The sequence below is a fragment of the Paraburkholderia sp. C35 genome (assembly GCF_003121405.1).
In the GTDB taxonomy this organism is placed as follows: Bacteria; Pseudomonadota; Gammaproteobacteria; order Burkholderiales; family Burkholderiaceae; genus Paraburkholderia.
This window is the reverse complement of the sequence record NZ_QBUY01000004.1, coordinates 179,571-205,278: the sequence shown is the minus strand read 5'-3', so window position 1 is coordinate 205,278 and position 25,708 is coordinate 179,571. Positions and strand designations below refer to the sequence as shown.

Below are 25,708 nucleotides of genomic sequence, written 5' to 3'. Positions count from 1 at the left end.
GATCCGGCCGCGAGGGGTTTCGCCGCATGGCCTTTCCTGTTTAGCGATGCACGAGGCCCCGATGACCGAACTCAAACACACCCCGCTCCACGCCACGCACCGCGCGCTCAATGCCCGCATGGTCGATTTCGGCGGCTGGGACATGCCCGTCAACTACGGCTCGCAGATCGAAGAGCATCGCGCCGTGCGCACCGCCGCCGGCATGTTCGACGTGTCCCATATGTGCGTGGTCGATTTCACCGGTCAACGCGTGCGCGCCTTTTTCGAGCGCGCGCTGGCGAACAACGTCGGCAAGCTGCAAACGCCCGGCAAGGCGCTCTACTCCTGTCTGCTGAACCCGGAAGGCGGTGTGATCGACGATCTGATCGTCTACTACTTCGGCGAAGATCATTTCCGCGTGGTCGTGAATGCCGGTACGGCGGAAAAAGACGTCGCGTGGTTCAACCAGCTCAATGAAAAAGAAGGCTTCGGCCTGACCATCACGCCGCGCCGCGACTACGCGATCGTCGCCGTGCAAGGCCCCAACGCGCGCGAAAAAGTCTGGTCGACGGTGCCGCACGCCCGCGCCGCCAGCGAAGCGCTCAAGCCCTTCAACGCCGCACGCGTCACCGATACGCCGTTCGGCGAACTCACCGTCGCGCGCACCGGCTACACGGGCGAAGACGGTTTCGAAATCATCGTTCCCGCCGCTCACGTCGAAGCACTCTGGAACGCGCTGCAGGCGCAAGGCGTGCGCCCGGCCGGTCTCGGCGCGCGCGACACGCTGCGCCTCGAAGCGGGCATGAACCTGTACGGCCAGGACATGGACGACAACGTCTCGCCGCTCGACGCCGGTCTCGCATGGACCGTCGATCTGTCGGCACCGCGCGATTTCATCGGCCGCGCGAAGCTGGAAGCGGACGGCTCGCAGGCGTCGTTCGTCGGCCTGATCCTGCACAAGGACAACGGCAAGGCAGCGGGCGTGCTGCGCGCGCATCAGAAAGTCGTCACGCCGAACGGCGAAGGCGAAATCACCAGCGGCACGTTCTCGCCGACCATGCAGGAATCGATTGCGTTTGCGCGCGTGCCGAAGGGCGTGCAGCCGGGCGATGTCGTGCACGTTCAGATCCGTGACAAGGCACTTCCCGCCAGCGTGGTTAAACTGCCATTCGTGCGCAACGGCAAAGTGCTCGTCGGCTGATCGTTCATACGATCCGCGTCACGACACCGTCACCAGACAGACACGAAAGCGTCGCGTGCGTCCCACCATTTACATCAACCGAATTACCGCATAGGAGCATCCGATGAGCATCCCGGCCGATCTGAAATACACCGAATCGCACGAATGGGTCCGCACCGAAGCAGACGGCACGCTGACGGTCGGCATCACCGATCACGCGCAGGAAGCGCTCGGCGACATCGTCTTCTTCGAAGTGCAGCAACTGGGCCAGACCGTCTCGGCAGGCGACACCGTTGCCGTCATCGAATCGGTGAAGGCCGCGTCCGATATCTACGCACCCGTTTCGGGCGAGATCATCGAAGCAAACCAGAACGTCGCCGACACGCCGGACGCCGTGAACAGCGCCCCCTACGACAACTGGCTGTTCAAGATCAAGCCGGCTGCAGGCGCATCGGAAGATCGTCTGATGGACGCTGCCGCTTACGGCAAGTCGATCGGCGAATAAGCCCGCGCTCAAGCCACTCACCCACGAAGGGCGCGGCGTTTGCGCATATGAACGCACGCCGCGCCAGCAGGAACACTCAATGAAGCTCGAACACCCGGATCGTCTGATGAACCGCACTCCCCTCTCGCTCGCCGCGCTCGAAGTGCATGACGCCTTCGCTGAACGGCATATCGGCCCGGACGGCGCCGATCAGCAGTCGATGCTCGAAGCCCTTGGCTTCGCATCGCGCGCCGCGTTGATGGACGCGGTGATTCCGAAGGCGATCCGCCGCCAGGACGTGCTGCCGCTCGGCCCCTTCGCGCAGCCGAAGAGCGAAGCCGAAGCGCTCGCCGCCCTGCGCGAACTCGCGGACAAGAACCAGGTGTTCCGCACGTACATCGGCCAGGGCTATTACAACGCCCACACGCCGACGGTGATCCTGCGCAACGTGCTCGAAAACCCCGCCTGGTACACGGCGTACACGCCGTATCAGCCGGAAATCTCGCAAGGCCGTCTGGAAGCGCTGCTGAACTATCAGCAGATGATCGTCGACCTGACGGGTCTCGCAATCTCGAATGCATCGCTGCTCGACGAATCGACGGCCGCCGCCGAAGCGATGACGCTGCTGCAACGCGTCGGCAAGCCGAAGTCGAACATTTTCTATGTGGCAGACGACGTGCTGCCGCAAACCATCGAAGTCGTGAAGACGCGTGCGAAGCCGGTCGGCATCGAGGTCAAGGTCGGCCCGGCTGCCGACGCAGCGACGTCGAATGCATTCGGCGTGCTGCTGCAATATCCGGGCGTAAACGGCGACGTGCGCGACTACCGCGCGCTGGCTGACGCGATCCACGCAGCGGGCGGCCACGTGGTCGCCGCCGCCGATCTGCTCGCGCTGACCATGCTCACGCCGCCGGGCGAATGGGGCGCGGACGTGGCTGTCGGCAACTCGCAGCGCTTCGGCGTGCCGGTTGGCTTCGGTGGCCCGCACGCGGCGTATCTCGCCGTGCGCGACGAATTCAAGCGTCAGATGCCGGGCCGTCTGGTCGGCGTCACCGTCGATGCGCAAGGCAATCCCGCGCTGCGTCTCGCACTGCAAACGCGCGAACAGCATATCCGCCGCGAAAAGGCGACGTCGAATGTGTGTACCGCGCAAGCACTGCTCGCGATCATGGCCAGCATGTACGCCGTCTACCACGGCCCGCGCGGCCTGAAGATGATCGCGCAGCGCGTGAACCGTATCGCTGCATTGCTCGCGGAAGGCGCGAAGCAACTCGGCTATACGCTCGTCAACGAATCGTTCTTCGACACGCTCACGTTCGAAACGGGCGCACGCACGCAAGCGCTGCACGATGCCGCGACGGCTCGCCGCATCAATCTGCGTCGCGTCAGCGACACACGCGTCGGCCTCTCGATCGATGAAACGACTTCGCGCGCCGATCTCGCCGATCTGCTGGCAGCATTCGCACAAGCCGCATTCGTCGAAGCCGTGCCGCAAATCGATGAACTCGACGCGAAGCTCGGCGCATCGAATTCGTTCCCGGCTGCGCTCGAACGCGAAAGCGCGTATCTGACGCATCACGTGTTCAACCGTCACCATTCCGAAACGGAAATGCTGCGCTATCTGCGCAGCCTGTCGGACAAGGATCTCGCGCTCGACCGCTCGATGATCCCGCTCGGCTCGTGCACGATGAAGCTGAACGCGACGTCGGAAATGCTGCCCGTCACGTGGCCCGAGTTCGGCCAGATTCACCCGTTCGCGCCCGCTGAGCAGACCGTCGGCTACCGCGAAATGATCGATCAACTCGAACAGATGCTGGTCGCGGCGACGGGTTATGCAGCTGTGTCGCTGCAACCGAACGCCGGTTCGCAAGGCGAGTACGCTGGCTTGCTGATCATCCACGCGTATCACGAGTCGCGCGGTGAAGGTCATCGCAATGTCTGCCTGATTCCCGCTTCGGCACACGGCACGAACCCGGCGTCGGCGCAGATGGCCGGCATGCAGGTTGTCGTCGTCGCGTGCGATGCGCAAGGCAACGTCGATCTCGAAGACCTGAAGAAGAAGGCCGAACAGCATTCGGACAAACTCGCGGCGATCATGATCACGTATCCGTCGACGCACGGCGTGTTCGAGCAGAACGTCCGTGAAGTCTGCGAGATCGTGCACGCGCACGGAGGCCAGGTGTATGTGGACGGCGCGAACATGAACGCGATGGTCGGCCTCGCAGCGCCGGGTCAGTTCGGCGGCGACGTTTCGCACCTGAACCTGCACAAGACGTTCTGCATTCCGCACGGCGGCGGCGGACCGGGCGTTGGCCCTGTCGCTGTCGGCGCGCATCTGGCGAAGTTCCTGCCGAATCAGACCTCGACGGGTTACGAGCGCGATGCGAACGGCATCGGCGCTGTCTCCGCTGCGCCTTACGGCTCGGCATCGATCCTGCCGATCTCGTGGATGTACATCGCGATGATGGGCGCGAAGAATCTGACGGCCGCCACCGAAACCGCGATCCTCAACGCGAACTACGTCGCGAACAAGCTCGCACCGCACTACCCGGTGCTGTACTCGGGTCCGGGCGGACTGGTCGCACACGAGTGCATTCTCGATCTGCGCCCCATCAAGGAAACGAGCGGCATCTCGGTCGATGACGTCGCCAAGCGCCTGATGGATTACGGCTTCCATGCACCGACGATGAGCTTCCCGGTGCCGGGCACGCTGATGGTCGAGCCGACGGAATCGGAATCGAAGGAAGAGCTGGATCGCTTCATCGAAGCGATGATCGCGATTCGTAACGAAATCCGCGCTGTCGAAGAAGGCCGCAGCGATCGCGAAGATAATCCACTGAAGCACGCGCCGCATACGGCGGCTGTCGTGGTCACGAACGACTGGAAGCACGCATATGCGCGTGAAACCGCGGCGTATCCGTTGCCCTCGCTGATCACGAAGAAGTACTGGCCGCCCGTTGGCCGTGCGGACAACGCGTATGGCGATCGCAATCTGTTCTGCTCGTGCGTGCCTATGGCGGATTACGAGTAACGAACCAGCCTTCGCCCGCCCCAAGGCGGGCGCACCGGAAGCAGACGTAAAAAAGCCCGGCAACGTTTCGTTGCCGGGCTTTTTTGTTTGCAGGCGGGCAATGGCCGTCAGCCTTTCAGCGGATCCTTTTCGATCAGCAGATGGAACTGGATCGTGCACAACTCCATCAACTCGTCGCGCGTCACGTCCTTGAGCTTCATCCGGTCCATGTTGATCTCGGTGAGGCCGGGCTTCGCCTGGTTCTGGTTCCAGAACTCCCTGAGTCTCCCGTCGATCGCATGTTCGGCGCGCACGATGCGGTAGCCCGTCTCCGCGACGAACTTCACGATCTCCGCAAGCGTGAAGAAACGGATATGCGTGATGTCGAGCAGTCCGGCTGCGGCGTAGGTCCAGTTGCCTTTGCTCAGATCGTCCATCAGCATCAGGTTGCGCACGTTGGGGATGCTCAACACCAGCTGACCTTTCGGCGACATGTACGGACGCAGCTTCACCATCACGTCCCACGGGTTGTACATGTGCTCCAGCACGTCGGCGAGCAGCACGCCGTCGAGCGTGCCTTTCGCGATACCTTCGCGCTCGAGATCGAAATCCTCGAACTTGCCGACCAGCACGCGATCGATCCTGCTGCTCGCCACCTCTGCGGCGGCACGGTTCATTTCGATGCCCCAGACGCGGCTCGCGGGAAAGCGCTGCTTGATCAGCGCCGCCGTGCTGCCTGCCGCGCAGCCGATATCGATCACCGTGGCGGGATCGTTCGAATACATCGCGACCAGATTCGGGCGGCCCGGCGTGTGATAACCATCGGCGATCTCACCGGATTCGACATCCAGATACTGCTGCCACACGTGGCGCTGCATGCGCGGCTGGAACCCTTTCGCGGTCGACGCGAGCACCTGCGCGACACGCGTCGACGCCATGCCGTCGCCGTCGTTGTGGTTGTAGTGCGCGGCGCGCTTCTGGCCGAGTTGCAGCAGGCCGGCGCGCAGTTCCGGATTAGTGAGAATCTGGTGGAGCGCCGAAGCCAGCTCATGCGCCTCGACTTCGACGACGCCCGTTTCGGCCTCGAAGCACGGACCCATCAACATGCCGGCCGTGTTCATCAGATTCACGACGGGCGTATGCGCCAGCATGCCTTCGACGAGATAGTTCGAATCCACGGCAACGAGCACGTCGGCACCCGCCGCGAACTGCTCCGTGTCGTCGCTCGCGTAGTAGTACCCTTCGCCCGATGCACCCAGCTTCGCGAGAATTTCAGCGCAACGCTTTTCGCCAAACGCGGTATTCGAGGGACGATCCTTGATGACGGCGTTGATGCGCAAGCCCGCTTTTTTCAGGCTCTCGCACGCGATCAGGAATGCGCGCACCGACTCGTCGTAGATATCTTCGATGCAATGCGCGCTGAGATTCGCGGCCCACGTCGTGCCGAACACGACGAGCGGCCATTCCGGCTTCAAGCCGTACTTCGCGTTGAGTTGCTGACGGCACGCGGGCTTCTGGTTGCGCAGCGCGGCGTAGCCGTCCCACGCGGGATTGCCCGTCGGGATCAGCCGCTCCGGCGCGACACCCAGATCGCGATAACCCTCGACGCCACGCTGACCGTACACAACCAGCTTGTCGGCGACCAGTTCGTTGTGCACGGTGTACGGATCGACCAGCGCAATCGAGTGCGCGAGATGCACGCTCGGAATGCCTTGCGCACGCGCCCACGAGGTCGCCGTCTTGCCGGTGCGCGTCATGTCGTCGTTGGTCGCGAGCAGGGTGATGTCGTACTGCGCAGCCGCGCCTTTCAGGCATTCGAGCAGATGTACGATGGCGGGCAGATCGCTCTTGACGCTCTCGAACACGATGGGCCGCAGCTTGTCCGACGCATCGGCAGCGAAGCCGCAGAATTCCGGCTGCTGCTGGATGTGACGCTCGAACGCGCCCAGCAGATGTTGTGTTTCTGCGCTGATGGTCTGCGCAGCGCTCGCGTCCTGCGCAAAGCTGTCGATCGACACCAGCGTGCATCCCGTCTGCGCAATGGCCGCCTGCATGTGCGACGACAGCGAACCCAGCGACGCGATAACCGTCAGCGGTTCCTGCATCTGCAGGAACTGCAGCAGCGCGTTGAAATGCTTGCCCCAGAGCAGGCTGATAATGGCCTTTTGCTTCATTGCCGGCCCTCGTTAAAAATGCCGAAGTATCGGGACAGCAGTGCCCGAACCAGGTTGTATTCCGCGCCGACGGTCACGTCGGTGCCTGCCTTGAATTTGTCCGCCAGTCCCGCCGACCAGCTGCGTGCGATTTCCGTCGACTTCTGGTCGAGCGCATTGCTGACCAGCCATGTCGACAGTTCGCGCAGCATCGCGGGTGAAACGGCGCCGGCGAACTCGACGTTCGGAAGGCGCGTCAACAGGCACTGGAACAGCAAAAAGAAAAAGTGACGGCTGCGCAGCGGCTTGAGCAGCTTGTCCAGTTCTGCGCTGATGGCCTCGGGCGCCAGCGGCAGCCAAGGCGCGAGCTTCGCGACGTCGAGCGAATCGAGCGCTGCATCGCGCGCGGCCATGTCCGCGGCAAAACGCGCGTTGGCAGCGGGATCGGCCCGGTTATCCATCACCACGAACATGCGGCCCGCGATCTTCGGCGCGAGATGGGCGACGATCGATTCTTCGATGAACAGCCCGAGATCGGCGAGACCCTTGTCGCGCGCGAACCACGACAGCGTGCGCTTCCAGCTCGCCTTCTGTTCCAGCGATTCGTACAGCAGCCAGTTCGTGTTGCCACCGCCGAGAAAGGCGCCGTAAGGCACGACTGTTTCGATTGCAAAGCCTTGCGCGTCGGCGAATTCGACCAGATCGGCGACACTCGCGCGCGACATGTAGAGGCCGAACTTGCCGGCTTCATCGGTGGCGCGCAGCGCGTCGGGCCAGCGGGATTTGTCGGCACCGTAGGCGGCGACGACGTGATCCTGCGTGTGAATGTCGAAAATGATCCGGCCGCCGGGACGCACCACGCGCTTCCATTCGAGCAGCGCTTCACGCCAGTTCGGAAAATGCACCAGCACGTTCAGCGAGACCGCGCAGTCGAACGAAGCGTCGTCGCACGGCAGGCTCGTGACGTCGCCGACCTGCAGCCGGATCGGCGCGCCGTTGGCGAGGCGCCGGGTTTCGTCGAGCATCGCCTGGGAACTGTCCACGCCCATCACGTCATAACCATCGGCGACTAGCGGCAGCGCGGCGCGGCCGGTGCCGACGCCAATGTCGATGATCTTCGGCCCGCGCGCATGACGGCGGATCGTATTGACCTCGACGGCGTTCTTCAGCAGGTTGGTGGTTTCGCTTTGAACCATCCGGCCCGAGTACCAGCTCACCATGCCGGGATCTTTCCAGGCATCGGTTTTCCACTGGATCAACTCTTGCCGGCCTTGCGGCCCAGCGTTGTCGGGTTGTGCGCTCATTTCAGAATGTTCCACGTAAGAGGTGTGCCGCGCTTGATCGGCGCACGCGCCGTCATGCCGATCACCGTATCCAGATGCTTGGGCGCCATGCCGAGTCCGGGCCTGATCGCGCGCACATGGTCGGGCGTGAGCGCTTCACCCGCGCCGACGTCCTTGACCACATACAGCGAGCGCCGGAAGACCATCGACTTGCGTTCCTGTTCGTTGGTGCCGTAGGTGGCCTGTCCGAGCGATTGCCACGCGCGCTCGGTTTCGATCACGAGCGAGCGCATTTCCTCCGGCTCCAGCGAGAACGCCGAATCGACGCCGCCGTCGGCACGCCGCAACGTGAAGTGTTTTTCGACCACGGTCGCGCCGAGCGCGATGGCAGCGACAGCCGCGCCGACACCCATCGTGTGATCCGACAGGCCGACCTGGCAATCGAACAGCTCGCGCATATGCGGAATCGTGCGGATGTTGCTGTGCTCGGGCGGGGCGGGATACGAGCTGGTGCACTTGAGCAGGATCAGGTCATTGCAGCCGGCGCCGCGCGCTGCGCGCACGGCCTCGTCGAGTTCCGCGACGCTCGCCATGCCCGTCGAGATGATCATCGGCTTGCCCGTTGCCGCGACGCGCCTGATCAGCGGCAGATCGGTATTTTCGAAGCTCGCGATCTTGTACGCGGGCACATCGAGCGTTTCCAGAAAGTCGACCGCCGTTTCGTCAAACGGCGTCGAGAAGGCGAGCATGCCCAGTTCGTTCGCACGATCGAACAGCGGCTTGTGCCATTCCCACGGCGTATATGCCTGCTGATACAGCGCGTAGAGCGATTTGCCCGCCCACAGGCTGTTCTCATCGCCGATATGGAACTCGCCTTCGTCGATGTCGAGCGTCATCGTATCGGGCGTATAGGTCTGCAGCTTGAGCGCATGTGCGCCGCTGCGTGCCGCTGCCTCGACGATTTCCAGCGCGCGTTCGAGCGACTGGTTGTGATTGCCGGACATTTCCGCGATCACGAACGGCTGGTGGCCGGGTCCGACGGACCGGTTCGCGATTCTGATTTCTTTCATCGATAGTTTCCTCACGCCTTGCCGTGCGGCCCGTCAGCGGGGCGCGCGGTTCCTCTGTTTTGCGCTTTTGCGCGTCATCCGTTCGATTGCGCGAGCGCCCGCAGCGCCGCGAACATCAGTTCTGCGCGCCGCCAGTCTTCGGGTGTGTCGATGTCCTGCACGAGATGGCGCGGCAGCACGACGGGCATCGACAGCGGCGAAAAGAGCGTGTCGCCGCGCTGCCATGCCTGCGTGCGTCCCCAGTAGAACTGGCCGGCGTCATGCCAGGTTTCCGGCAAGTCCTGCGAACGCGTCAGACGATGCTCGGGATACACGGCATCGAGCCCGCCGTCGGCCGTCAGGCGCAGCGCCCGTTGCACGGGAAACGCGAAAGTCGTCACCGAAAACGCATACGACTTGTCGCGCTGCGCTTCGAGCATCGCGATACCCTCGCGCAGATAGCGCACGTCGATGAACGGCGCGGTAGCGTAAATGCAGCAGGCGTAGTCGTAGGGTTCGCCCAGCGCGCTCAATGCGTGCTGCACGACTTCGAGCGTGCCGGCATGGTCATTGGAGAGTTCGGCAGGACGCATGAACGGCGTCTGCGCGCCGTACTCGCGCGCGACCGCGGCAATGTCTTCACTGTCGGTGCTGACCACGACGCGATCGAACAGCTTGCTGTCGAGCGCTGCGCGGATCGAATGCGCGATGATCGGCACGCCGTCGAACAGGCGAACGTTCTTGTGCGGAATGCGCTTGCTGCCGCCGCGCGCGGGAATGATGGCGACGCGGCTCATCCGAGCACCCGTTTCAGTTGCGCGACCACGCGATCCTGCTGCGCATCGGTCAGCGTCGCGAACAGCGGCAGGCTGAGCGCCTCGCGGTAGTACTGCTCCGCTTGCGGAAAATCGCCGGGCTTGAAACCGAGCCGACGATAGTACGGCTGCAGATGAACAGGGATGTAGTGCACGTTGACGCCGATATCGGCGCTTCGCAACGCATCGAACACTGCGCGGCGATCGGTGTCCTTCACCCGCACCACATAGAGATGCCACGCCGATTCGTCGAGTGCATCGAGTTGCGGCAATTGCAGCGGCAAGTTCTTCAGCAGCGTGTCGTAGCGCTGCACGAGCGCGCGGCGCCGTGCCAGAAACCCGTCCAGCCGCTTGAGTTGCGACAGGCCGAGCACGGCCTGGATATCGGTGATGCGGTAGTTGAAGCCGAGTTCCTGCATCTCGTACGCCCACGCGCCTTCGTCCGGCTCATCCATCTGCGCGGCGTCACGCGTGATGCCGTGACTGCGCAGGCGGCGCAGGCGGTCGCACAGCGCGGCGTCGTTGGTCAGCACCACGCCGCCTTCACCCGTCGTCACGATCTTCACGGGATGAAAGCTGAACACCGTCATGTGCGCAACGTCGCCGCAACCGACAGGGCGCCCTGCGTACGTTGCACCAACGGCATGCGAAGCATCTTCGATCACCGTGAAGCCGTACTCGTCGGACAGACGCTTCACGTGCTTCATGTCGCAACTGCGGCCGGCGAAGGCGACAGGAATCACCACCTTCGGCAAGGTGCCCGTCTGCCGCGCGACCTGCAACTTCGCTTCGAGCGCGGCGGCATCCATGCACCACGTCAGCGGATCGATATCGACGAAATCGACGTCCGCGCCGCAGTAACGGCCGCAATTGGCCGATGCGACAAACGTATTCGGCACGGTCCACAGGCGGTCGCCCGGCCCCAGTCCGGCGGCGGCACACGCAATGTGCAGCGCCGCCGTCGCGTTGCATACGGCCACGGCATGACGCGCAGTCGCGCGGCGCGCCAGTTCTTCCTCGAAGGCGGCGATCGCCGGGCCTTGCGTGAGCCAGTCGGAACGCAGCACCGCTTCGACTGCCGCGATGTCCTCGGCGTCGATCGATTGCCGGCCGTACGGAATGAACTCGCTCATGGATGTTGCTTGTCGAGGGCAGCCAGTTCGTCCACCGTGAGGACCCAGCCGTTGTTATCGGACGTGTACTTGAAGCCTTCCGTGACGCGCTTGCCCGTTTCGCCCATGCCGTTCGTCTCGTACTCGCTTTGCACGACAAAACGGATGGCCGGCGTGATGACGTAGTGATCGTGATATTCGAGCGTGTGCAGGCTGTCGTCGCGCGCGATCATCATCTCGTGCAGTTTCTCGCCGGGACGGATGCCGATCACATGCTGATCCAGTTCGGGCGCCATCGCTTTCGCCAGATCGACGATCTTCACCGACGGAATCTTCGGCACGAAGATTTCGCCGCCCTGCATGCGCTGGAAGTTCTTCAGCACGAAGTCGACGCCGTGATCGAGCGTGATCCAGAAACGCGTCATGCGCTGATCGGTGATCGGCAGGCTCTTCGCTTCTTCGGCAATCAGCTTGCGAAAGAACGGCACCACGGAACCGCGCGAGCCCACCACGTTGCCGTATCGCACGACGGAGAAACGGGTGCGATGCTTGCCGACCAGATTGTTGGCGGCTACGAACAGCTTGTCGGACAGCAGCTTGGTCGCGCCGTACCGGTTGCTCGGGCTTGCGGCCTTGTCGGTGGACAGCGCGATCACTTTTTCGACGCCGTTCTCGATGGCCGCGTTGATCACGTTTTCGGCGCCGGTCACGTTCGTCCGGATGCATTCCGTCGGGTTGTATTCGGCGGCGGGCACCGGCTTGAGCGCGGCGGCGTGAACCACGTAATCGATGCCGCGCATGGCCTGGCGCAGACGCTCCGCGTCGCGCACGTCGCCGAGGAAGTAACGCATGCACGGCGCGTCGAACTTCTGCTGCATTTCGTATTGCTTCAGCTCATCGCGCGAAAACACCACGACGCGCGACGGCTTGTATTGCGCCAGCACAGCCGAAATGAACTTGTGGCCGAAGGAACCCGTGCCACCCGTGATCAAAATTGCCTTGTTGTCCAACATTGTTCGCTTCCTTGATATCGAGCCGTACTTCGCGTGAACCGCGTATGCGTCCTGGTTGCCCGTCTAATCCTTGCCATGCCCTTGCACTGTCTCCGCGAGCAGCGCGCGATGACGCCGCCGCAGAACCGGGATAGGCACGTTCCATCCTTCGTTGCCCAGCAGCGCATCCTTGAGCGCCGCCAATTCGCTCGCGCGGTGAAACGTGCCGCTGCCCGTTTGCGCGCGCGGCGCGATGCGTCCGTCGCGCAGCGAAGACCAGTTCTCCATGAACAGTTCGCCGATCGTCTGCTGCAATTGCGCGTAGCTGCTGCCGAGCGTCTCGCTGTCTTCGTCGAACGACACTTCGCGCTGCAGCAGCAGCGCGCCCGTGTCGATACCTTCATCGATCAGGTGGATCGACACGCCTTTGGGGGTGTCGTCGAGAAACGACCACAGGTTTGGATCGGCGCCCCGGTTGTAGGGCAACAGCGAGATATGGAGATTGATGAACCGGTCCGGCGCGGCAGCCAGCACGTCGCGCTTCAGAATGTGGCGGTATGAGTGACTTACAATCAGGTCCGGCGCGAGCGCTGCGATCTCGTGCGCGCTCACGGGCGTCTCCCGCACGGTCAGCGTCTCGCGTTGGCCGAGCCACCCGGCCAGCGGCCGCGCTGCCTCGCCACTCGTCAAAAACAGTACTTTCATTTGCCTATGCCGAACCTTAAAGATTTCACCGACGCCCGCTACGACGCCGTCGTGGTCCTCGCAAATCTGATGGATGCGGACGGAACCCTGAACGACGAAACCCGCGCACGCGTAGACCTCGGCATCGAGTCGATGCGATCGGCCGAGGCGCCACTGCTGGTGATGTGTGGCTGGGCCTATCGCGAAGACTCGGATATCTGCATCGCCGACGCCATGCGCCGCTACGCACTCGATCACGCCCACCTCGATGCATCGCGCGTGATCGCGGAGACCACTTCGCGCGATACCGTCGGCGACGCCGTCTTTACGCTGCGCAACCTTGCCGCCACCTTCGGCGGGCCGCGCATTCTGGTCGCCACCAGCCGCTATCACGCTGCCCGCACGCTCGAAATCTTTTCCTTTGTCTACGGTCCTACCTTCCACATCGACGTCGTGGGCGCGGGCGATCCGCCGACGCAGGCGCAACTGACCAGCGAGGCGCGTTCGCTCGACGCCTTCCGCACGACTTTTGCGGGCGTCCCGCCGGGCGATGCCGACGCGGTCTTCGAGCGTTTGCGCGAGCGCCATCCGTTCTACAACGGCGACGTTTATCCTCGGGTCTGATGCAGCGTGCTGCCTTGCGGCATCCGTCCACTCAAGACGCAATCCCTGTAACACGGTAGGCAGTATCGGGGACATCCGGAAAAAACGACGCGTGGAAATGCGGGCGAAAAGACCGCTAATTCGGCCTATGAGGCGGCACTGTGCGACGCGCGGGGAACCGGCCAGCAGTGCCGCCGGACGCCTGCCAGGCAAGGGCCACGGTATGCACGGAGCACTCGCAGGCGCCCGTCGGGCTGTCGCTTTGCGCGGCGGACGGTTAACATCTCACCTTGGATCGAACCAGAGGAGCCATGCATGAAACGAAACGGTCAGGCGCCGATGCGCCCCAGCGCGCGCATATCATCGACGCATCCGTTTCTTCCGCGCATTGCCGCCACGTTGCTCGCCACGGGTGTATTCGCGCTGTCAACGAGCGTGGCCCACGCCGCCATGAACCTCTGCGCCGCGCCCGCGCTGCAAACCAGCGAGCGCACGAATTCCGATCCAGGCGTGAAGGCACTGGTCAGCAATGTGCAGGCGCAGCTGAACATGCCCGCGCATGCCGTGCGCCAGTTACATACAGAAGGCACACTGCCGCACGAAGGCATCTACGACCAGAGCAAGGAAGCCGAGAAAGATCTCGATCTGCTGCGCGACGCCGCGCTCGCCTGGCGCGCCACTAGCGACGACCGCTATCTGAAACTGGTCGACCGCCTGCTGTACGCTTGGGTCACGACCTACCAGCCGTCATTCAATCCGATCGACGAAACGCCATTCGAAGGGTTGATCCTCGCCTACGACATGACGGCGAGCGCGCTGCCCGTGAAAACGCGCAATGCGACGATGGCGTTCCTCACGAAGCTCGCGAACGGCTACATCGCGCAGATCGACGCGCAAAAGCGCCCGCTGACCGGCACGTTCCGCAACAACTGGCAGAGTCATCGCGTAAAACTGATCTCGATGGCCGCCTTCACGCTCGATAATCGCAAGATGATCGAAGCCGCGCAGCGTCTGTACGTCGAGCACATCAACGACAACATCGCGCCCGACGGCACGACCGTCGATTTCGGTGAGCGTGACGCGCTGCACTATGTGACGTATGACCTTCAGCCTCTCGTGACGGCCGCGCTGGCGGCGCGCCGCCACAACCGCAACTGGCTCAACGAGCGCGCGCCGAGCGGCGCGACGCTGGCGGCGGCGCTGAACTGGCTGACGCCTTACGCAACAGGCGAGAAAACGCACGACGAATTCGTGCGATCGAGCGTACCTTTCGACGCCAAACGCCGCGAAGCCGGTTTGCCTGGCTATAGTGGTCAGTGGGATCCCAAAAATGCGGCCGAGTTGTATCACCTCGCCGCACGGCTCGACGGACGCTATACGCCCGTCGCGCTGAAACTGGCACCGACGCCGCCCGCGTGGCTCGCCGTGTGTCTGCCCTTGCCGGCGCGTTGATCACGCGCGGCATTTTCTGCTGCCGCGTTACCCGCGCCGTGCAGCACAAACGAATTTCCAGTTAGCAGGAGCAGTGATGGCAGTCAGCGTTTTCGATCTTTTCAAAGTCGGCATTGGCCCGTCGAGTTCGCACACGGTCGGTCCCATGCGCGCGGCGCTGATGTTCGCGCAAGGACTCGAGCGCGATGGATTGCTGGCGAACACGGCATCGGTGAAAGTCGATCTGTATGGCTCGCTCGGTGCAACGGGCAAAGGCCACGGCACCGATCGCGGCGTGATGCTCGGTCTGCTCGGCGATGCGCCCGATACCGTGAATCCCGATACGATCGCGGCCTGTCTCGAAGAAGTCCGCACGTCGCGCAAGCTGTCGCTGCTTGGCACGCATCCGGTGCCGTTCGTGCTGAAGGACAACATTTCGTTCTATCGACAGGCGCTGCCCGAGCATCCGAACGGCCTCAAGCTGCGTGCCTTCGACGCGAACAGCGAGACGCTGCGTGAATCGACCTATCTGGCGGTGGGCGGCGGTTTTGTCGTGACGGCAGGCGCGCCGAATACGAAGGTGCTGTCCGCCGTCGAGCAGTTGCCGTATCCGTTCCGCTCGGGCGCCGAACTGCTGGAGATGTGCAAGACGACGGGCAAAAGCATCGCGCAACTGATGTGGGAAAACGAGCGCGCGTGGCATACGGAAGAAGAACCGCGCACGGGCCTGCAGAAAATCTGGGACGTGATGCAATCGTGCGTCTCGCGTGGCTGTGGCATCAACAATCCGGCCGCGGACGGCAATCTGCCCGGCCCGTTCCAGGTGAAGCGCCGCGCGCCGCAGCTGTATCGCGCGCTGACGGGCAATCCCGAACGCGCGTTGCAAGATCCGCTGTCGATGGTCGACTGGATCAACCTGTACGCGATCGCCGTCAATGAAGAAAACGCGGCGGGCGGCCGCGTGGTGACCGCACCGACCAATGGCGCAGCGGGCATCATCCCCGCGGTGCTGCATTACTACACGCGCTTCATGCCGAACGCGAACCAACAGGGCGTGTTCGACTTCCTGATGACGGCCGCCGCGATCGGCATTCTCTACAAGCTGAACGCGTCCATTTCCGGCGCGGAAGTGGGTTGTCAGGGCGAAGTGGGCGTCGCGTGTTCGATGGCGGCGGGCGCGCTCGCCGCCGTGATGGGCGGCACGCCACTGCAAGTGGAAAATGCCGCGGAAATCGGCATGGAACACAATCTCGGCCTCACGTGCGACCCCGTCGGCGGGATGGTGCAGATTCCGTGCATCGAACGTAACGCGATGGCGTCGGTGAAAGCCGTGAACGCCGCGCGCATGGCGCTGCGCGGCGACGGCAGCCACTACGTCTCGCTCGATTCCGTCATCAAGACGATGCGCGAAACAGGCGCCGACATGAAGACCAAGTACAAGGAAACGTCGCGCGGCGGCCTTGCAGTGAACATCATCGAATGTTGACGCTTTTGCGAATGACATCGGGAAGGCTCTCGGCGTAAGCTGTCGGAGCTCTTCTGACTGGAGGTGTCTTCGCAATGTCGCTGTCTTCCGATGCTTCAAATATGACTACCGGCGCGCGGCTCATGGTCGACGCGCTGGTGACGCATGGCGTCGAGCGCGTGTTCTGCGTGCCCGGTGAAAGTTTTCTGGCAGTACTCGATTCGCTGCACGACGAGACTTCGCAAATCCAGACGGTCGTCTGCCGCCACGAAGCGGCAGCCGCCAACATGGCGGAAGCCGTCGGCAAGTTGACGGGGCGGCCTGGCGTCGCGATCGTCACGCGCGGGCCGGGCGCGACGCACGCATCGATTGGCGTGCACACCGCGTTTCAGGATTCGACGCCGATGATTCTGCTGATCGGCCAGTGCGCGCGCGAGCATCTGGACCGCGAGGCGTTCCAGGAAATCGACTATCGCCGCATGTTCGGCCAGATGGCGAAGTGGGTTGCGCAGATCGACGACGCGCGCCGCATTCCCGAGTACATGAGCCACGCGTTCCACACGGCGACGTCGGGCCGTCCTGGTCCCGTCGTGTTGTCGTTGCCGGAAGACATGTTGAGCGATGCATGCGCGGCGATGCCGGGCGCGCCTGCTTATCAGCGCGTCGCAGCAGCGCCCGCGCCGCAACAGATGGAACGCCTGCGCAGCCTGCTCGAAAGCGCGAAAAAGCCAATGGTGATCGCAGGCGGAAGCGGCTGGACGCCGGAGGCGTGTGAAGACTTGCGCACGTTCGTCGAAAGCTGGCAGTTGCCGATCGGCCTTGCATTCCGCTTCCAGGACACGCTCGATAACGAGCATCCGAACTATGCGGGCGATGTAGGTCTCGGCATCAACCCCGCGCTGGCCAAACGCATCGAAGATGCAGACGTGTTGCTGGCACTTGGCCCGCGTCTGGGCGAAGCGACGACGGGCGGCTACACGCTGCTCGACATCCCGAAGACGAAGCAGACGCTGATCCACGTGCATCAGGGCGCGGAAGAACTCGGCCGCGTCTACGCCGCCGATCTGCCGATCGTCTCGGGTATGCCGGAAATCGCATCGATGCTGGCGCAACTGAAGCCATCGACGAAACTCGCGTGGGAAGGCTCGGCAAAGGAAGCACACGACGCCTACCTCGCATGGCGCAAGCCGCGCGCGATTCCGGGCGACGTGCAGATGGGCGAGATCATGTTGCAACTGCGCGAGCACTTGCCGAAGGACGCGATCCTGACGAACGGCGCGGGCAACTATGCGACGTGGTTGCATCGGCACTTCGCGTACCGCCATTTCCGTTCACAGCTGGCGCCGACGAGCGGCGCGATGGGCTACGGCGTGCCGGCGGCGATTGCAGCGAAATCGATGTATCCGGACAGAACGGTGGTGGCATTCGCGGGTGACGGTTGTTTCATGATGTCGTCATCGGAAATTGCGACGGCGATGCAATACGATCTGCCGGTGATTTTCATCGTCGTGAACAACAGTCAGTACGGCACGATCCGGATGCACCAGGAGCGGCATTATCCAAACCGCGTACACGGCACGGGCCTGACAAACCCGGACTTCGCGGCATTCGCAAGATCGTTCGGCGCGCACGGCGAAACGGTGGAGCGCACAGAAGACTTCATGCCTGCATTCAAGCGTGCGCAGGAATCGAAGAAACCGGCGGTGATCGAAGTGCGCATGATTCAGGAAGCGAGCACACCGGGCGCAACGCTGGAGCAGGTTCGCGAGCAGGGCAAGAAACTGCGAGGCGAATAAGCCAGAAGCACGGTCGCCCACGGCGCCGTGCAGCAGGAGCCACGGGCCGATGGCGGCCTGTGGATAGAGGTCAAGCGGATCGGTGTGAGCGGCTTTCTTTTGCCTACTTTTCTTTGCCGCTGCAAAGAAAAGTAGGTGCCGCCCCGCACAGGGGCAACGCGTGAAGAACCAATACCAAATCGCGGACGCCAGCGACAACCTTCGCAAAAAGAAAAAGCCTCGCAGAGCATTAACCCCACGAGGCTTACATAAAATCAGCAGCGCCCAGCTAAAAAACCAAAGCGCCGCACGGCAAAAAACCCTTACTTGCCACCCACGCTCTGCAGCGTAGTCCACTTCCCATCGACAACCTTATACAGCGTAATACCACCGTTCTTCAGATCACCCTTGCTGTCATAAGCGAGATCCTTGGTCGTCACAGCAGGCATGCTCGTCTTCGCCAGCATCGGCAGATACTTCGCCGGATCCGTCGAATTAGCCTTCTTCATCGCATCGAACAGCGCCATTGCGCCATCGTAAGCGTACGGCGAGTACGTCTGAACGTCTTCACCAAAACGCTTCTTGTACTTCGCGACATAGTCCTTACCGCCAGGCATTTCTTCCAGCGGCAGACCAGCCAGCGAAGCCACCGTACCATTAGCCGCATCACCAGCGACTTGCAGGAACGTCGGCGTGTGGACCATTTCGCCGCCCATCAGCGGCGCCTTGATACCCAGCGTCTTCATCTGCTTGACCATCGGTGCAGCCTGCGAATCGGCGCCACCGTAGTAGATCAGATCCGGCTGCACCGACTTGAGCTTCGTCAGAATTGCCTTGAAGTCGACAGCCTTGTCGTTCGTGAACTCACGATCGACGATCGTGCCGCCCGCTGCCTTCGCTGCCTTTTCGAACTGGTCGGCCAGACCCTGGCCATAAGCCGTGCGGTCATCGACGATTGCGATCTTCTTCACGCCCAGGTTCTTCACAGCGAACGTGCCCGCGACGGAGCCTTGCTGCGTGTCCGACGTCATCATGCGGAAGGTCGTCTTGAAACCTTGCTGCGTGTATTCCGGTGCCGTCGCCATCGCGATCTGCGGAATGCCCGCGTTCGCGTAAATGCGCGATGCCGGGATCGTCGTGCCCGAGTTGAAGTGGCCGAGCATGCCCTTGATGTTGTCGTCGACGAGCTTTTGCGCAACCGTCGTGCCCGTGCGCGGGTCAGCCTGGTCGTCGGCCACGTCCAGCACGAAGCGAACCGGCTTACCGCCGATCGTCGGCTTCGTCGCGTTCATGTCTTCGACTGCGAGCGTGATGCCGTTCTGGAAGTCCTTACCGTAGTGCGCCTGTGCGCCCGTCATCGGGCCGGCGAAGCCGATCTTCACGTCTTCGACCTGCTGTGCATGCGCAGTCCCCGCCAGCGACATGGCAGCGAACAGCGTCGCGCCTGCCAGCTTTTTCATCGTATGTTGCATAGCTTCTCCTTGGTACCAGGTGTGGACGGCGCGGTGATCGGGGTCGCCGTCTCGCGCCATTTTTTTGAATCGATCGAGCGAGGTTCGCTCAGCCGATCGTCATCAAATTCGCATTACCGCCTGCTGCTGCCGTATTCACGCTCACCGAACGCTCGGTCAGCAGACGCTCCAGCGCGTAATCTTCGTCGCCGCTTTCGAGCGCGCGCGCCGCAACGCCCTGCACCGACACGATCGGACCCGCGCGCTTCGCGATGTCCTTCACGAGTGTCAGCAGTTCATCGCTGTCGCCTTCGAAGAGCACGGCATCGAACGATGCTTCGGCGTTCTTCTTCACGCTCGCGTACTGCTTCAGCGATGCGGGCAACGCAGCATACAGCTGCTCGCCTGCCGCGCCTTCGAACAACGCCTTGTTGCCCGTCGCCAGCGCCGCCGCGAACTGCACGCGCGCGCCGCTTGCCGTCGATGCCACGCACAGCACCGTGCCGCGTGCGCCGAGCGTGTACGTGTTGCGCTCGCCCGTCGGACCGGACAGCACCGCCGTCGCGCCCGCCGGAATGTGCGACAGATAGCCGTCGCAACGTGCGGCCAGCATCGGCTCGCGTTCGGCGATCAGCCAGTCGCGCAGCGCGGTCAGCGCAGCGGCAGGATTATCGCTTGCGGCGTTGCCGTTTTGTGCGCCATTCGATGCAGCTTGCGAATTGTCGACCATCAGCGTCTGCGCCAGCGACTTCGGCAAGCCCGCCGGACGCGTCGCCAGCAGACGTTGCAGATACAGCGCGCCGCCTGCCTTCGGACCTGTGCCCGACAGCCCTTCGCCACCGAACGGCTGCACACCGACCACGGCGCCGATCACGTTGCGGTTCACGTAGATGTTGCCCACGTGCGCGCGGCTGATCACATGCGCGATCGTTTCGTCGATACGCGTGTGAATGCCGAGCGTCAGACCGTAACCCGTCGAGCGGATCTGTTCGAGCAGCTTGTCGAGCGCGCTGCGGCGATAACGCACCACATGCAGCACCGGACCAAACACTTCACGCTTCAATTCGTCGATGCTGTCGAGTTCGATCAGCGTCGGCGGCACGAACGTACCGGCATTGCAGCCTTCGGGCATCGGCAGTTGCGTGACCTTGCGGCCCTTTTCGCGCATCGACGCGATGTGCGCATCGATACCGCGCTTCGCTTCCGTGTCGATCACCGGGCCGACGTCCGCCGACAGACGGTCCGGATTGCCGACAGCCAGTTCCTTCATCGCGCCCGTCAGCATTTCCAGCGTACGGTCTGCAACATCGTCCTGAAGACAAAGAACGCGCAGCGCCGAACAACGTTGACCTGCCGAATCGAACGACGACTGCAGTACGTCAGCTACAACCTGTTCAGCAAGTGCCGAAGAATCGACGATCATCGCGTTCTGGCCGCCCGTTTCGGCGATCAGCGGAATCGGCTTGCCGTCCGGATCGAGGCGGTTCGACAACGTCTTGTTGATCAGACGCGCGACTTCCGTCGAGCCGGTGAACATCACGGCACGCGTGCGTGCATCGGCAACCAAAGCGGCGCCGACCGTTTCGCCATCGCCCGGCAGCAATTGCACCGCACCTGCCGGCACGCCGGCTTCGCGCAGAATCCGCACGGCTTGCGCGGCGATCAGCGGCGTCTGCTCCGCGGGCTTCGCGAGCACCGTGTTGCCTGCTGCAAGCGCAGCCGCAACCTGACCCATGAAGATCGCCAGCGGGAAATTCCACGGGCTGATACACACGACAGGACCAAGCGGACGGTGCGTGTCGTTCGAGAATTCGTCGCGGATCTGCGTCGAGTAGTAGCGCAGGAAGTCGATGGCTTCGCGGATTTCGGCAACCGCATTCGGCAGCGACTTGCCCGCTTCACGCACGACGAGACCCATCAGCGTGTGCATCTGCGCTTCGAGCAGATCGGCGGCACGCGCAAGGCAATCGGCGCGCGCTTCGACGGGCGTCGCCTGCCAGATCGGCGCAGCAGCCACTGCATGCGCGAGCGCGGCGCTCACGTGTTCCGGCGTGGCTTCCACAACCGTGCCGACGAGATCGCGATGATCGGCGGGATTGCGCACGTCGCGTGCATTGCCGACGGCGATCTCGTTGTCTTCGAGCATCGGCGCGGCGCGCCACGGATGATTCGCGCTCGCCAGCAACGCCGACGACAGCGACGCGAGACGATGCTCGTTCGACAGATCGAGACCCATCGAGTTGGTACGTTCCGCGCCGAACAGATTGCGCGGCAGCGGAATCTTCGCGTGCGGCGCGCCGAGCGGCACGACCTTCGACGCTTCTTCCACCGGATCAGCAACCAGATCCTTGATCGCAACCGTCTCATCAGCGATGCGATTCACGAACGACGTGTTCGCGCCGTTTTCCAGCAGACGACGCACGAGATACGCGAGCAGCGTTTCATGCGTGCCGACGGGCGCGTACACGCGGCACGGACGGTTCAGTTTCTCGCGGCCCGTGACTTCTTCGTACAGCGGTTCGCCCATGCCGTGCAGGCACTGGAACTCGTACTGGCCGGGATAGTAGTTCTGACCCGCGAGGTGATAGATGGCCGACAGCGTGTGCGCGTTGTGCGTCGCGAACTGCGGATACACAGCATCCGGCGCGCTCAACAGCTTCTTCGCGCACGCGAGGTACGACACGTCCGTGTAGATCTTGCGCGTGTACACCGGATAGCCTTCGAGACCATCCACCTGCGCACGCTTGATTTCCGTATCCCAGTACGCGCCCTTCACGAGACGCACCATGATCCGGTGACGGCTGCGGCGCGCCAGATCGACGATGTAGTCGATCACGAACGGGCAGCGCTTCTGATACGCCTGCACCACGAAACCGATGCCGTTCCAGCCTTGCAGTTCCGGATCGAAACACAGCGCTTCGAGCAGATCGAGCGAGATTTCGAGGCGGTCGGCTTCTTCCGCGTCGATGTTCAGGCCGATGTCGTAACGGCGCGCGAGGATCGCAAGTGCACGCACGCGCGGCAGCAACTCGCTCATCGTGCGTTCCTGCTGCGAACGTGAGTAGCGCGGATGCAGCGCCGCCAGCTTGATCGAGATGCCCGGACCTTCGTAGATGCCACGGCCGCCGGCAGCCTTGCCGATCGCGTGGATCGCCTGTTCGTACGACGCGTAGTAGCGCTGCGCGTCGGCTTCCGTCGTCGCGGCTTCGCCGAGCATGTCGTACGAGTAGCGGAAACCGCGCGCTTCGAACTTGCGGCTGTTCGCCAGCGCTTCGGAAATGGTCTCGCCCGTGACGAACTGCTCGCCCATCAGGCGCATCGCCATGTCGACGCCCTTGCGGATCAGCGGCTCGCCGCCCTTGCCGATCATGCGCGTCAACGCCGACGACAGACCCGTTTCGCTATTCGTCGTCACCAGCTTGCCGGTGATCATCAAGCCCCACGTCGCCGCGTTCACGAACAGCGACGGCGCGTGGCCGACGTGCGAACGCCAGTCGCCCTTGCTGATCTTGTCGCGGATCAGCGCGTCGCGGGTCGCGCGGTCGGGAATGCGCAGCAGCGCTTCGGCCAGACACATCAGCGCGACGCCTTCCTGGCTCGACAGCGAGAACTCGTGGATCAACCCTTCGACGCCGCCGCCGGTGCTCTTGCCGCGCAGCGTTTCGACCAGCTTGCCTGCCAGCGTCTGCACGTCGTTCGCGATGTTTGCGGGCAGACGCGCCTGGCCGAGCAGGAACGGCACGCATTCCGGCTCGGGACGGCGATACGCGGCCGTGATCGCCGCGCGCAGCACCGACTGCGGCTGCACGTTCTGCGCGAATTCGAGGAACGGATGCAGGCCGTCACTTTCGTCGTGATCGGCGCCGTCGGCCAGTTCGGTTGCGCCGTGATGGCCCGACAGTTCGGCGGGAAGCTGGCCGTGTTCGATCTTTTCCAGATACGCGAAGATCGCCTGCTTGATCAGCCAGTGCGGAGTGCGCTCGAGACGTGTGGCGGCAGCTTTCAGCCGGGTACGCAGCAGGTCGTCGACTTTGACGCCAAGGGTGGTGCTCGCCATGGTTCCTTCTTTATGCGCCGGGCGGACGCCGGCCAAAGACTAAAAAGTTGGGCGAATCGTACCCCTCTCAATAAAAAGGTGCAACCAGTTACGAGAATCGGTTGCACCCTTTGCTGAGGCTTGTCACATAAGGGTTTGCGGGCAATGTGCACCGTCTGGAGGCGCGCGGTTGCGCTCGGTGTTTTCCCTGGATCGGTATTTTTTTTGACAACCCTTATCGAAATGGAAAACGCGCCGTTATACCGGTCATGAGATGCGCAATGACGCACGGTACGGGGTTTGAAGTTTCGCTATACGGGGTGACCAAAATGGAAAAATGGCTGGTTGTTGCAGGTGTCTGGATGATGTTCGCGACGTGCATGGTGCTGTTCATTCGCGGCGCGACGGGTATATCGCGGCGTGAATTGATCCCCGTCGAAGTCAGCGACGGCGAGCACGATGCAAAAGCGGAGACGATGCGCAGCTAAGCGCGTCGTCAGCCGAAACGCGGCGCCATACGCGCGCGTTTCGGTGACGCAGGTGCGCTCAACGTAGCGGCGAGAAGCGGCGGCAGCTGTCGCGCGGTGCGACGAGCTGGTCGTGAATCAGACACAGGCGGCTGTCGGCGACACTCGCGCCGAAGCCCGAACTGAAGACAACGAGGCCCGGAATGCTTTGCTCCAGCGAATGCCGATCGTCGGCACGAAACCGGCAATCGGCGCAGCATGGCCGGCGCTCGCCGGGCGTGGCCATGTCGTCGAGAACGGCGGGCGCGCTCATCAGCTTTACCCCAAGCTATTCCAATACGGTGCGAACACGTGCGCGGACAGCGCGTAGCCGATGGCGATATTGACGGCCACGCCCACCGTGAACGCGATGAACGGCTTGATGCCCGTGGCCGCGAGTGAACGCACGCGCGTCGTCAGTCCGATGCTGAAGAAGCAGAAGATGAACGCCCACGTGCGCAGCGCGGTAATCGGTGCGACGAACTCTGGCGTGACGACCTTGCGGTAATCCGCGAGCGAGTAATGGCTCGCGATCCACGTGACCAGCGCCGACGCGATCACGAAGCCAATCACGAACTTCGGAAAACGCGCCCAGATCTCACGCGCGTCGGCCTTTGCAGCGACGCCGCTTTCGCTGGATTCCCAACGCGTCGTCGCGACGATCGCGAGCAGGAACGCCCAGATGCCGATCCAGATGTCGCGGCCCACCACTTTCATCAGCGTGAAGGCTTGCAGCGACGCTTCGGGCGATCCGGCGATCGCGCCGCCGGCGTGCTTCGCGAAGTCTCCGTAGGCTTGCGCGGCGGCGATGCCCGCGGCGTCAGCGAACTCTGACGTGCCGATCCATGCGCCCGCGACGGCAGTCGAAAGACCAAGCGAGCGCGACGCGAACGGCAGCACGAAGATCATCACGATCGCCCACAGAATCACCAGCGTGATCGCCACCGATGCCTGCTCGCGCTTTGCGCGCACAGCACCCGCAATCGCGATGGCCGCCGACACGCCGCACACCGCGCCGCCCACGCCGAGCACGGCAGCGAAGCGTTTGTCCAATCCGAGCGATTTCGCAGCAAAAAAGATCACGAAGAAGGTGACTAGCGAGACGATGGTCGCCTGTCCGACGGCGACCGGGCCTGCCCAGACTAAAAGCGTGAACGGCAGCGTCGCGCCGAGCAGCACGATCCCGACCTTGATGTAAAACTCGACGCGCAATCCTGCCGAAAACCATTCGGGCAACTTGAACACATTCGAAATCAGCAAGCCGAGCGCAAGCGCGACGAGCGGCGGCTCGAGGTTGTACTTCGACGCGTTAGCCCACGCGCCGACTTCGAAGATCAGCACCGACACCACGAACAGGATCGCGAACGACGCCAGGAAGTGGCCGATCCGCTGCCTCAGCACGCTCAGGCTGACGCCGAACAGCACGGCGAACACGACAAACAGCGCGACATAATTCGGCAGATGCCTGACGAGGTCTTGCACGGCCACACCCGGATCGCTCCATTTGGCGGGCGCCGTCGCGAGCCACTTGATGCTGCTGCCGGACGCGAACAGCGCCCACGCCACCACGATCACCAGCAGGCCGACCCACACGGCCCACCAGTCTTCCGTCGAAAACAGCCCACCGCCGCCTGTCGTGCCTGCCCGTCGCGAAAGCTGTGCGCCCGCCGGCAAGGTGTGTCTCGTTTCGCTCATTGCTG

Annotated in this window: 19 protein-coding genes; 8 read left to right on the top strand and 11 right to left on the bottom strand. The window is 63.1% G+C overall.

Translation table 11 applies throughout. From position 1 onward, the window contains the following. Positions 1-61 precede the first annotated feature (61 nt). The 3 genes from gcvT to gcvP all read left to right on the top strand — a co-directional run bounded on the left by gcvT (position 62) and on the right by gcvP (position 4,674). Positions 62-1,180: a glycine cleavage system aminomethyltransferase GcvT gene (gene gcvT, locus DK391_RS04465; protein WP_109476780.1), complete on the top strand. Its 1,119-nt coding sequence runs from the start codon at positions 62-64 to the stop codon at positions 1,178-1,180. 103 nt (positions 1,181-1,283) lie between these two features. Beyond that, the gene (gene gcvH, locus DK391_RS04460; protein WP_054929301.1) at positions 1,284-1,664 is read left to right on the top strand and encodes a glycine cleavage system protein GcvH; all 381 of its coding nucleotides are present in this window, start codon (positions 1,284-1,286) and stop codon (positions 1,662-1,664) included. A 79-nt stretch (positions 1,665-1,743) separates the two neighbouring features. Next, the gene (gene gcvP, locus DK391_RS04455; RefSeq protein ID WP_109476779.1) at positions 1,744-4,674 is read left to right on the top strand and encodes an aminomethyl-transferring glycine dehydrogenase; all 2,931 of its coding nucleotides are present in this window, start codon (positions 1,744-1,746) and stop codon (positions 4,672-4,674) included. Between the two features lie 107 nt (positions 4,675-4,781). Here the strand turns inward: gcvP and DK391_RS04450 are convergent, their stop codons facing one another. The 7 genes from DK391_RS04450 to DK391_RS04420 form a co-directional block, all read right to left on the bottom strand. After that, positions 4,782-6,827: a methyltransferase domain-containing protein gene (locus DK391_RS04450; protein ID WP_109476778.1), complete on the bottom strand. Its 2,046-nt coding sequence runs from the start codon at positions 6,825-6,827 to the stop codon at positions 4,782-4,784. Continuing rightward, the gene (locus DK391_RS04445) at positions 6,824-8,110 is read right to left on the bottom strand and encodes a class I SAM-dependent methyltransferase (protein ID WP_109476777.1); all 1,287 of its coding nucleotides are present in this window, start codon (positions 8,108-8,110) and stop codon (positions 6,824-6,826) included. The genes DK391_RS04450 and DK391_RS04445 overlap by 4 nt, the downstream gene beginning before the upstream one ends. Beyond that, positions 8,107-9,159 (bottom strand): pseudaminic acid synthase, encoded by a 1,053-nt coding sequence (gene pseI / locus DK391_RS04440; protein WP_109476776.1) that lies wholly within the window; start codon positions 9,157-9,159, stop codon positions 8,107-8,109. Before pseI ends, DK391_RS04445 begins: the two co-directional genes overlap by 4 nt. A 74-nt stretch (positions 9,160-9,233) precedes the next feature. After that, positions 9,234-9,935, bottom strand: coding sequence for a pseudaminic acid cytidylyltransferase (gene pseF, locus DK391_RS04435; protein WP_109476775.1), 702 nt, complete (start codon positions 9,933-9,935; stop codon positions 9,234-9,236). Then, positions 9,932-11,086 (bottom strand): UDP-4-amino-4,6-dideoxy-N-acetyl-beta-L-altrosamine transaminase, encoded by a 1,155-nt coding sequence (pseC, locus tag DK391_RS04430; protein ID WP_109476774.1) that lies wholly within the window; start codon positions 11,084-11,086, stop codon positions 9,932-9,934. The genes pseF and pseC overlap by 4 nt, the downstream gene beginning before the upstream one ends. After that, positions 11,083-12,078 (bottom strand): UDP-N-acetylglucosamine 4,6-dehydratase (inverting), encoded by a 996-nt coding sequence (gene pseB / locus DK391_RS04425; RefSeq protein WP_109476773.1) that lies wholly within the window; start codon positions 12,076-12,078, stop codon positions 11,083-11,085. The genes pseC and pseB overlap by 4 nt, the downstream gene beginning before the upstream one ends. Positions 12,079-12,141: 63 nt before the next feature. Beyond that, entirely contained in the window at positions 12,142-12,762 is a 621-nt protein-coding gene (locus tag DK391_RS04420) for a formyltransferase family protein (RefSeq protein WP_109476772.1), read from the bottom strand. A gap of 6 nt (positions 12,763-12,768) precedes the next feature. On the opposite strand from DK391_RS04420, the gene DK391_RS04415 reads away from it, so the two are divergent. From DK391_RS04415 to DK391_RS04400, 4 genes are all read left to right on the top strand, one after another. Then, positions 12,769-13,365 carry a YdcF family protein gene (locus tag DK391_RS04415; protein ID WP_109476771.1) on the top strand — a complete coding sequence of 199 codons (597 nt, stop codon included), beginning with the start codon at positions 12,769-12,771 and terminating at the stop codon, positions 13,363-13,365. A gap of 429 nt (positions 13,366-13,794) precedes the next feature. Further along, positions 13,795-14,796 carry an alginate lyase family protein gene (locus DK391_RS04410; RefSeq protein WP_239482697.1) on the top strand — a complete coding sequence of 334 codons (1,002 nt, stop codon included), beginning with the start codon at positions 13,795-13,797 and terminating at the stop codon, positions 14,794-14,796. Positions 14,797-14,872: 76 nt separating this feature from the next. Then, a complete protein-coding gene (locus DK391_RS04405; protein WP_109476769.1) occupies positions 14,873-16,261 on the top strand; it encodes an L-serine ammonia-lyase in 1,389 nt (462 codons plus the stop codon). 74 nt (positions 16,262-16,335) lie between these two features. Then, positions 16,336-18,036, top strand: coding sequence for a thiamine pyrophosphate-binding protein (locus tag DK391_RS04400; RefSeq protein WP_109476768.1), 1,701 nt, complete (start codon positions 16,336-16,338; stop codon positions 18,034-18,036). Positions 18,037-18,338: 302 nt separating this feature from the next. Here DK391_RS04400 and DK391_RS04395 read toward each other — a convergent pair whose 3' ends face one another. Together DK391_RS04395 and putA are read right to left on the bottom strand one after the other, a co-directional pair. Beyond that, positions 18,339-19,487: a branched-chain amino acid ABC transporter substrate-binding protein gene (locus tag DK391_RS04395; RefSeq protein WP_109476767.1), complete on the bottom strand. Its 1,149-nt coding sequence runs from the start codon at positions 19,485-19,487 to the stop codon at positions 18,339-18,341. Positions 19,488-19,575: 88 nt separating this feature from the next. After that, positions 19,576-23,523, bottom strand: coding sequence for a trifunctional transcriptional regulator/proline dehydrogenase/L-glutamate gamma-semialdehyde dehydrogenase (gene putA, locus DK391_RS04390; protein ID WP_109476766.1), 3,948 nt, complete (start codon positions 23,521-23,523; stop codon positions 19,576-19,578). A 308-nt stretch (positions 23,524-23,831) separates the two neighbouring features. On the opposite strand from putA, the gene DK391_RS44770 reads away from it, so the two are divergent. Further along, positions 23,832-23,990 (top strand): hypothetical protein, encoded by a 159-nt coding sequence (locus DK391_RS44770; protein WP_204117283.1) that lies wholly within the window; start codon positions 23,832-23,834, stop codon positions 23,988-23,990. Between the two features lie 58 nt (positions 23,991-24,048). On the opposite strand, the gene DK391_RS04380 is transcribed toward DK391_RS44770, so the two are convergent. Together DK391_RS04380 and DK391_RS04375 are read right to left on the bottom strand one after the other, a co-directional pair. Further along, a complete protein-coding gene (locus DK391_RS04380) occupies positions 24,049-24,282 on the bottom strand; it encodes a hypothetical protein (protein WP_109476764.1) in 234 nt (77 codons plus the stop codon). 5 nt (positions 24,283-24,287) lie between these two features. Next, positions 24,288-25,703, bottom strand: a complete 1,416-nt coding sequence (locus DK391_RS04375; protein ID WP_109476801.1) for a putative sulfate exporter family transporter — start codon at positions 25,701-25,703, stop codon at positions 24,288-24,290. Positions 25,704-25,708 lie beyond the last annotated feature (5 nt).

Coding starts and splice junctions, on each gene's coding strand:
- DK391_RS04380 (WP_109476764.1), bottom strand. CDS start 24,282: ATGAGCGCGCCCGCCGTTCTCGACGACATGGCCACGCCCGGCGAGCGC.
- DK391_RS04375 (WP_109476801.1), bottom strand. CDS start 25,703: ATGAGCGAAACGAGACACACCTTGCCGGCGGGCGCACAGCTTTCGCGA.
- pseI (WP_109476776.1), bottom strand. CDS start 9,159: ATGAAAGAAATCAGAATCGCGAACCGGTCCGTCGGACCCGGCCACCAG.
- putA (WP_109476766.1), bottom strand. CDS start 23,523: ATGGCGAGCACCACCCTTGGCGTCAAAGTCGACGACCTGCTGCGTACC.
- pseC (WP_109476774.1), bottom strand. CDS start 11,086: ATGAGCGAGTTCATTCCGTACGGCCGGCAATCGATCGACGCCGAGGAC.
- DK391_RS04420 (WP_109476772.1), bottom strand. CDS start 12,762: ATGAAAGTACTGTTTTTGACGAGTGGCGAGGCAGCGCGGCCGCTGGCC.
- DK391_RS04410 (WP_239482697.1), top strand. CDS start 13,795: ATGAACCTCTGCGCCGCGCCCGCGCTGCAAACCAGCGAGCGCACGAAT.
- DK391_RS04415 (WP_109476771.1), top strand. CDS start 12,769: ATGCCGAACCTTAAAGATTTCACCGACGCCCGCTACGACGCCGTCGTG.
- DK391_RS04405 (WP_109476769.1), top strand. CDS start 14,873: ATGGCAGTCAGCGTTTTCGATCTTTTCAAAGTCGGCATTGGCCCGTCG.
- DK391_RS04445 (WP_109476777.1), bottom strand. CDS start 8,110: ATGAGCGCACAACCCGACAACGCTGGGCCGCAAGGCCGGCAAGAGTTG.
- DK391_RS04450 (WP_109476778.1), bottom strand. CDS start 6,827: ATGAAGCAAAAGGCCATTATCAGCCTGCTCTGGGGCAAGCATTTCAAC.
- pseF (WP_109476775.1), bottom strand. CDS start 9,935: ATGAGCCGCGTCGCCATCATTCCCGCGCGCGGCGGCAGCAAGCGCATT.
- gcvH (WP_054929301.1), top strand. CDS start 1,284: ATGAGCATCCCGGCCGATCTGAAATACACCGAATCGCACGAATGGGTC.
- DK391_RS04400 (WP_109476768.1), top strand. CDS start 16,336: ATGTCGCTGTCTTCCGATGCTTCAAATATGACTACCGGCGCGCGGCTC.
- pseB (WP_109476773.1), bottom strand. CDS start 12,078: ATGTTGGACAACAAGGCAATTTTGATCACGGGTGGCACGGGTTCCTTC.
- gcvP (WP_109476779.1), top strand. CDS start 1,744: ATGAAGCTCGAACACCCGGATCGTCTGATGAACCGCACTCCCCTCTCG.
- gcvT (WP_109476780.1), top strand. CDS start 62: ATGACCGAACTCAAACACACCCCGCTCCACGCCACGCACCGCGCGCTC.
- DK391_RS44770 (WP_204117283.1), top strand. CDS start 23,832: ATGGAAAAATGGCTGGTTGTTGCAGGTGTCTGGATGATGTTCGCGACG.
- DK391_RS04395 (WP_109476767.1), bottom strand. CDS start 19,487: ATGCAACATACGATGAAAAAGCTGGCAGGCGCGACGCTGTTCGCTGCC.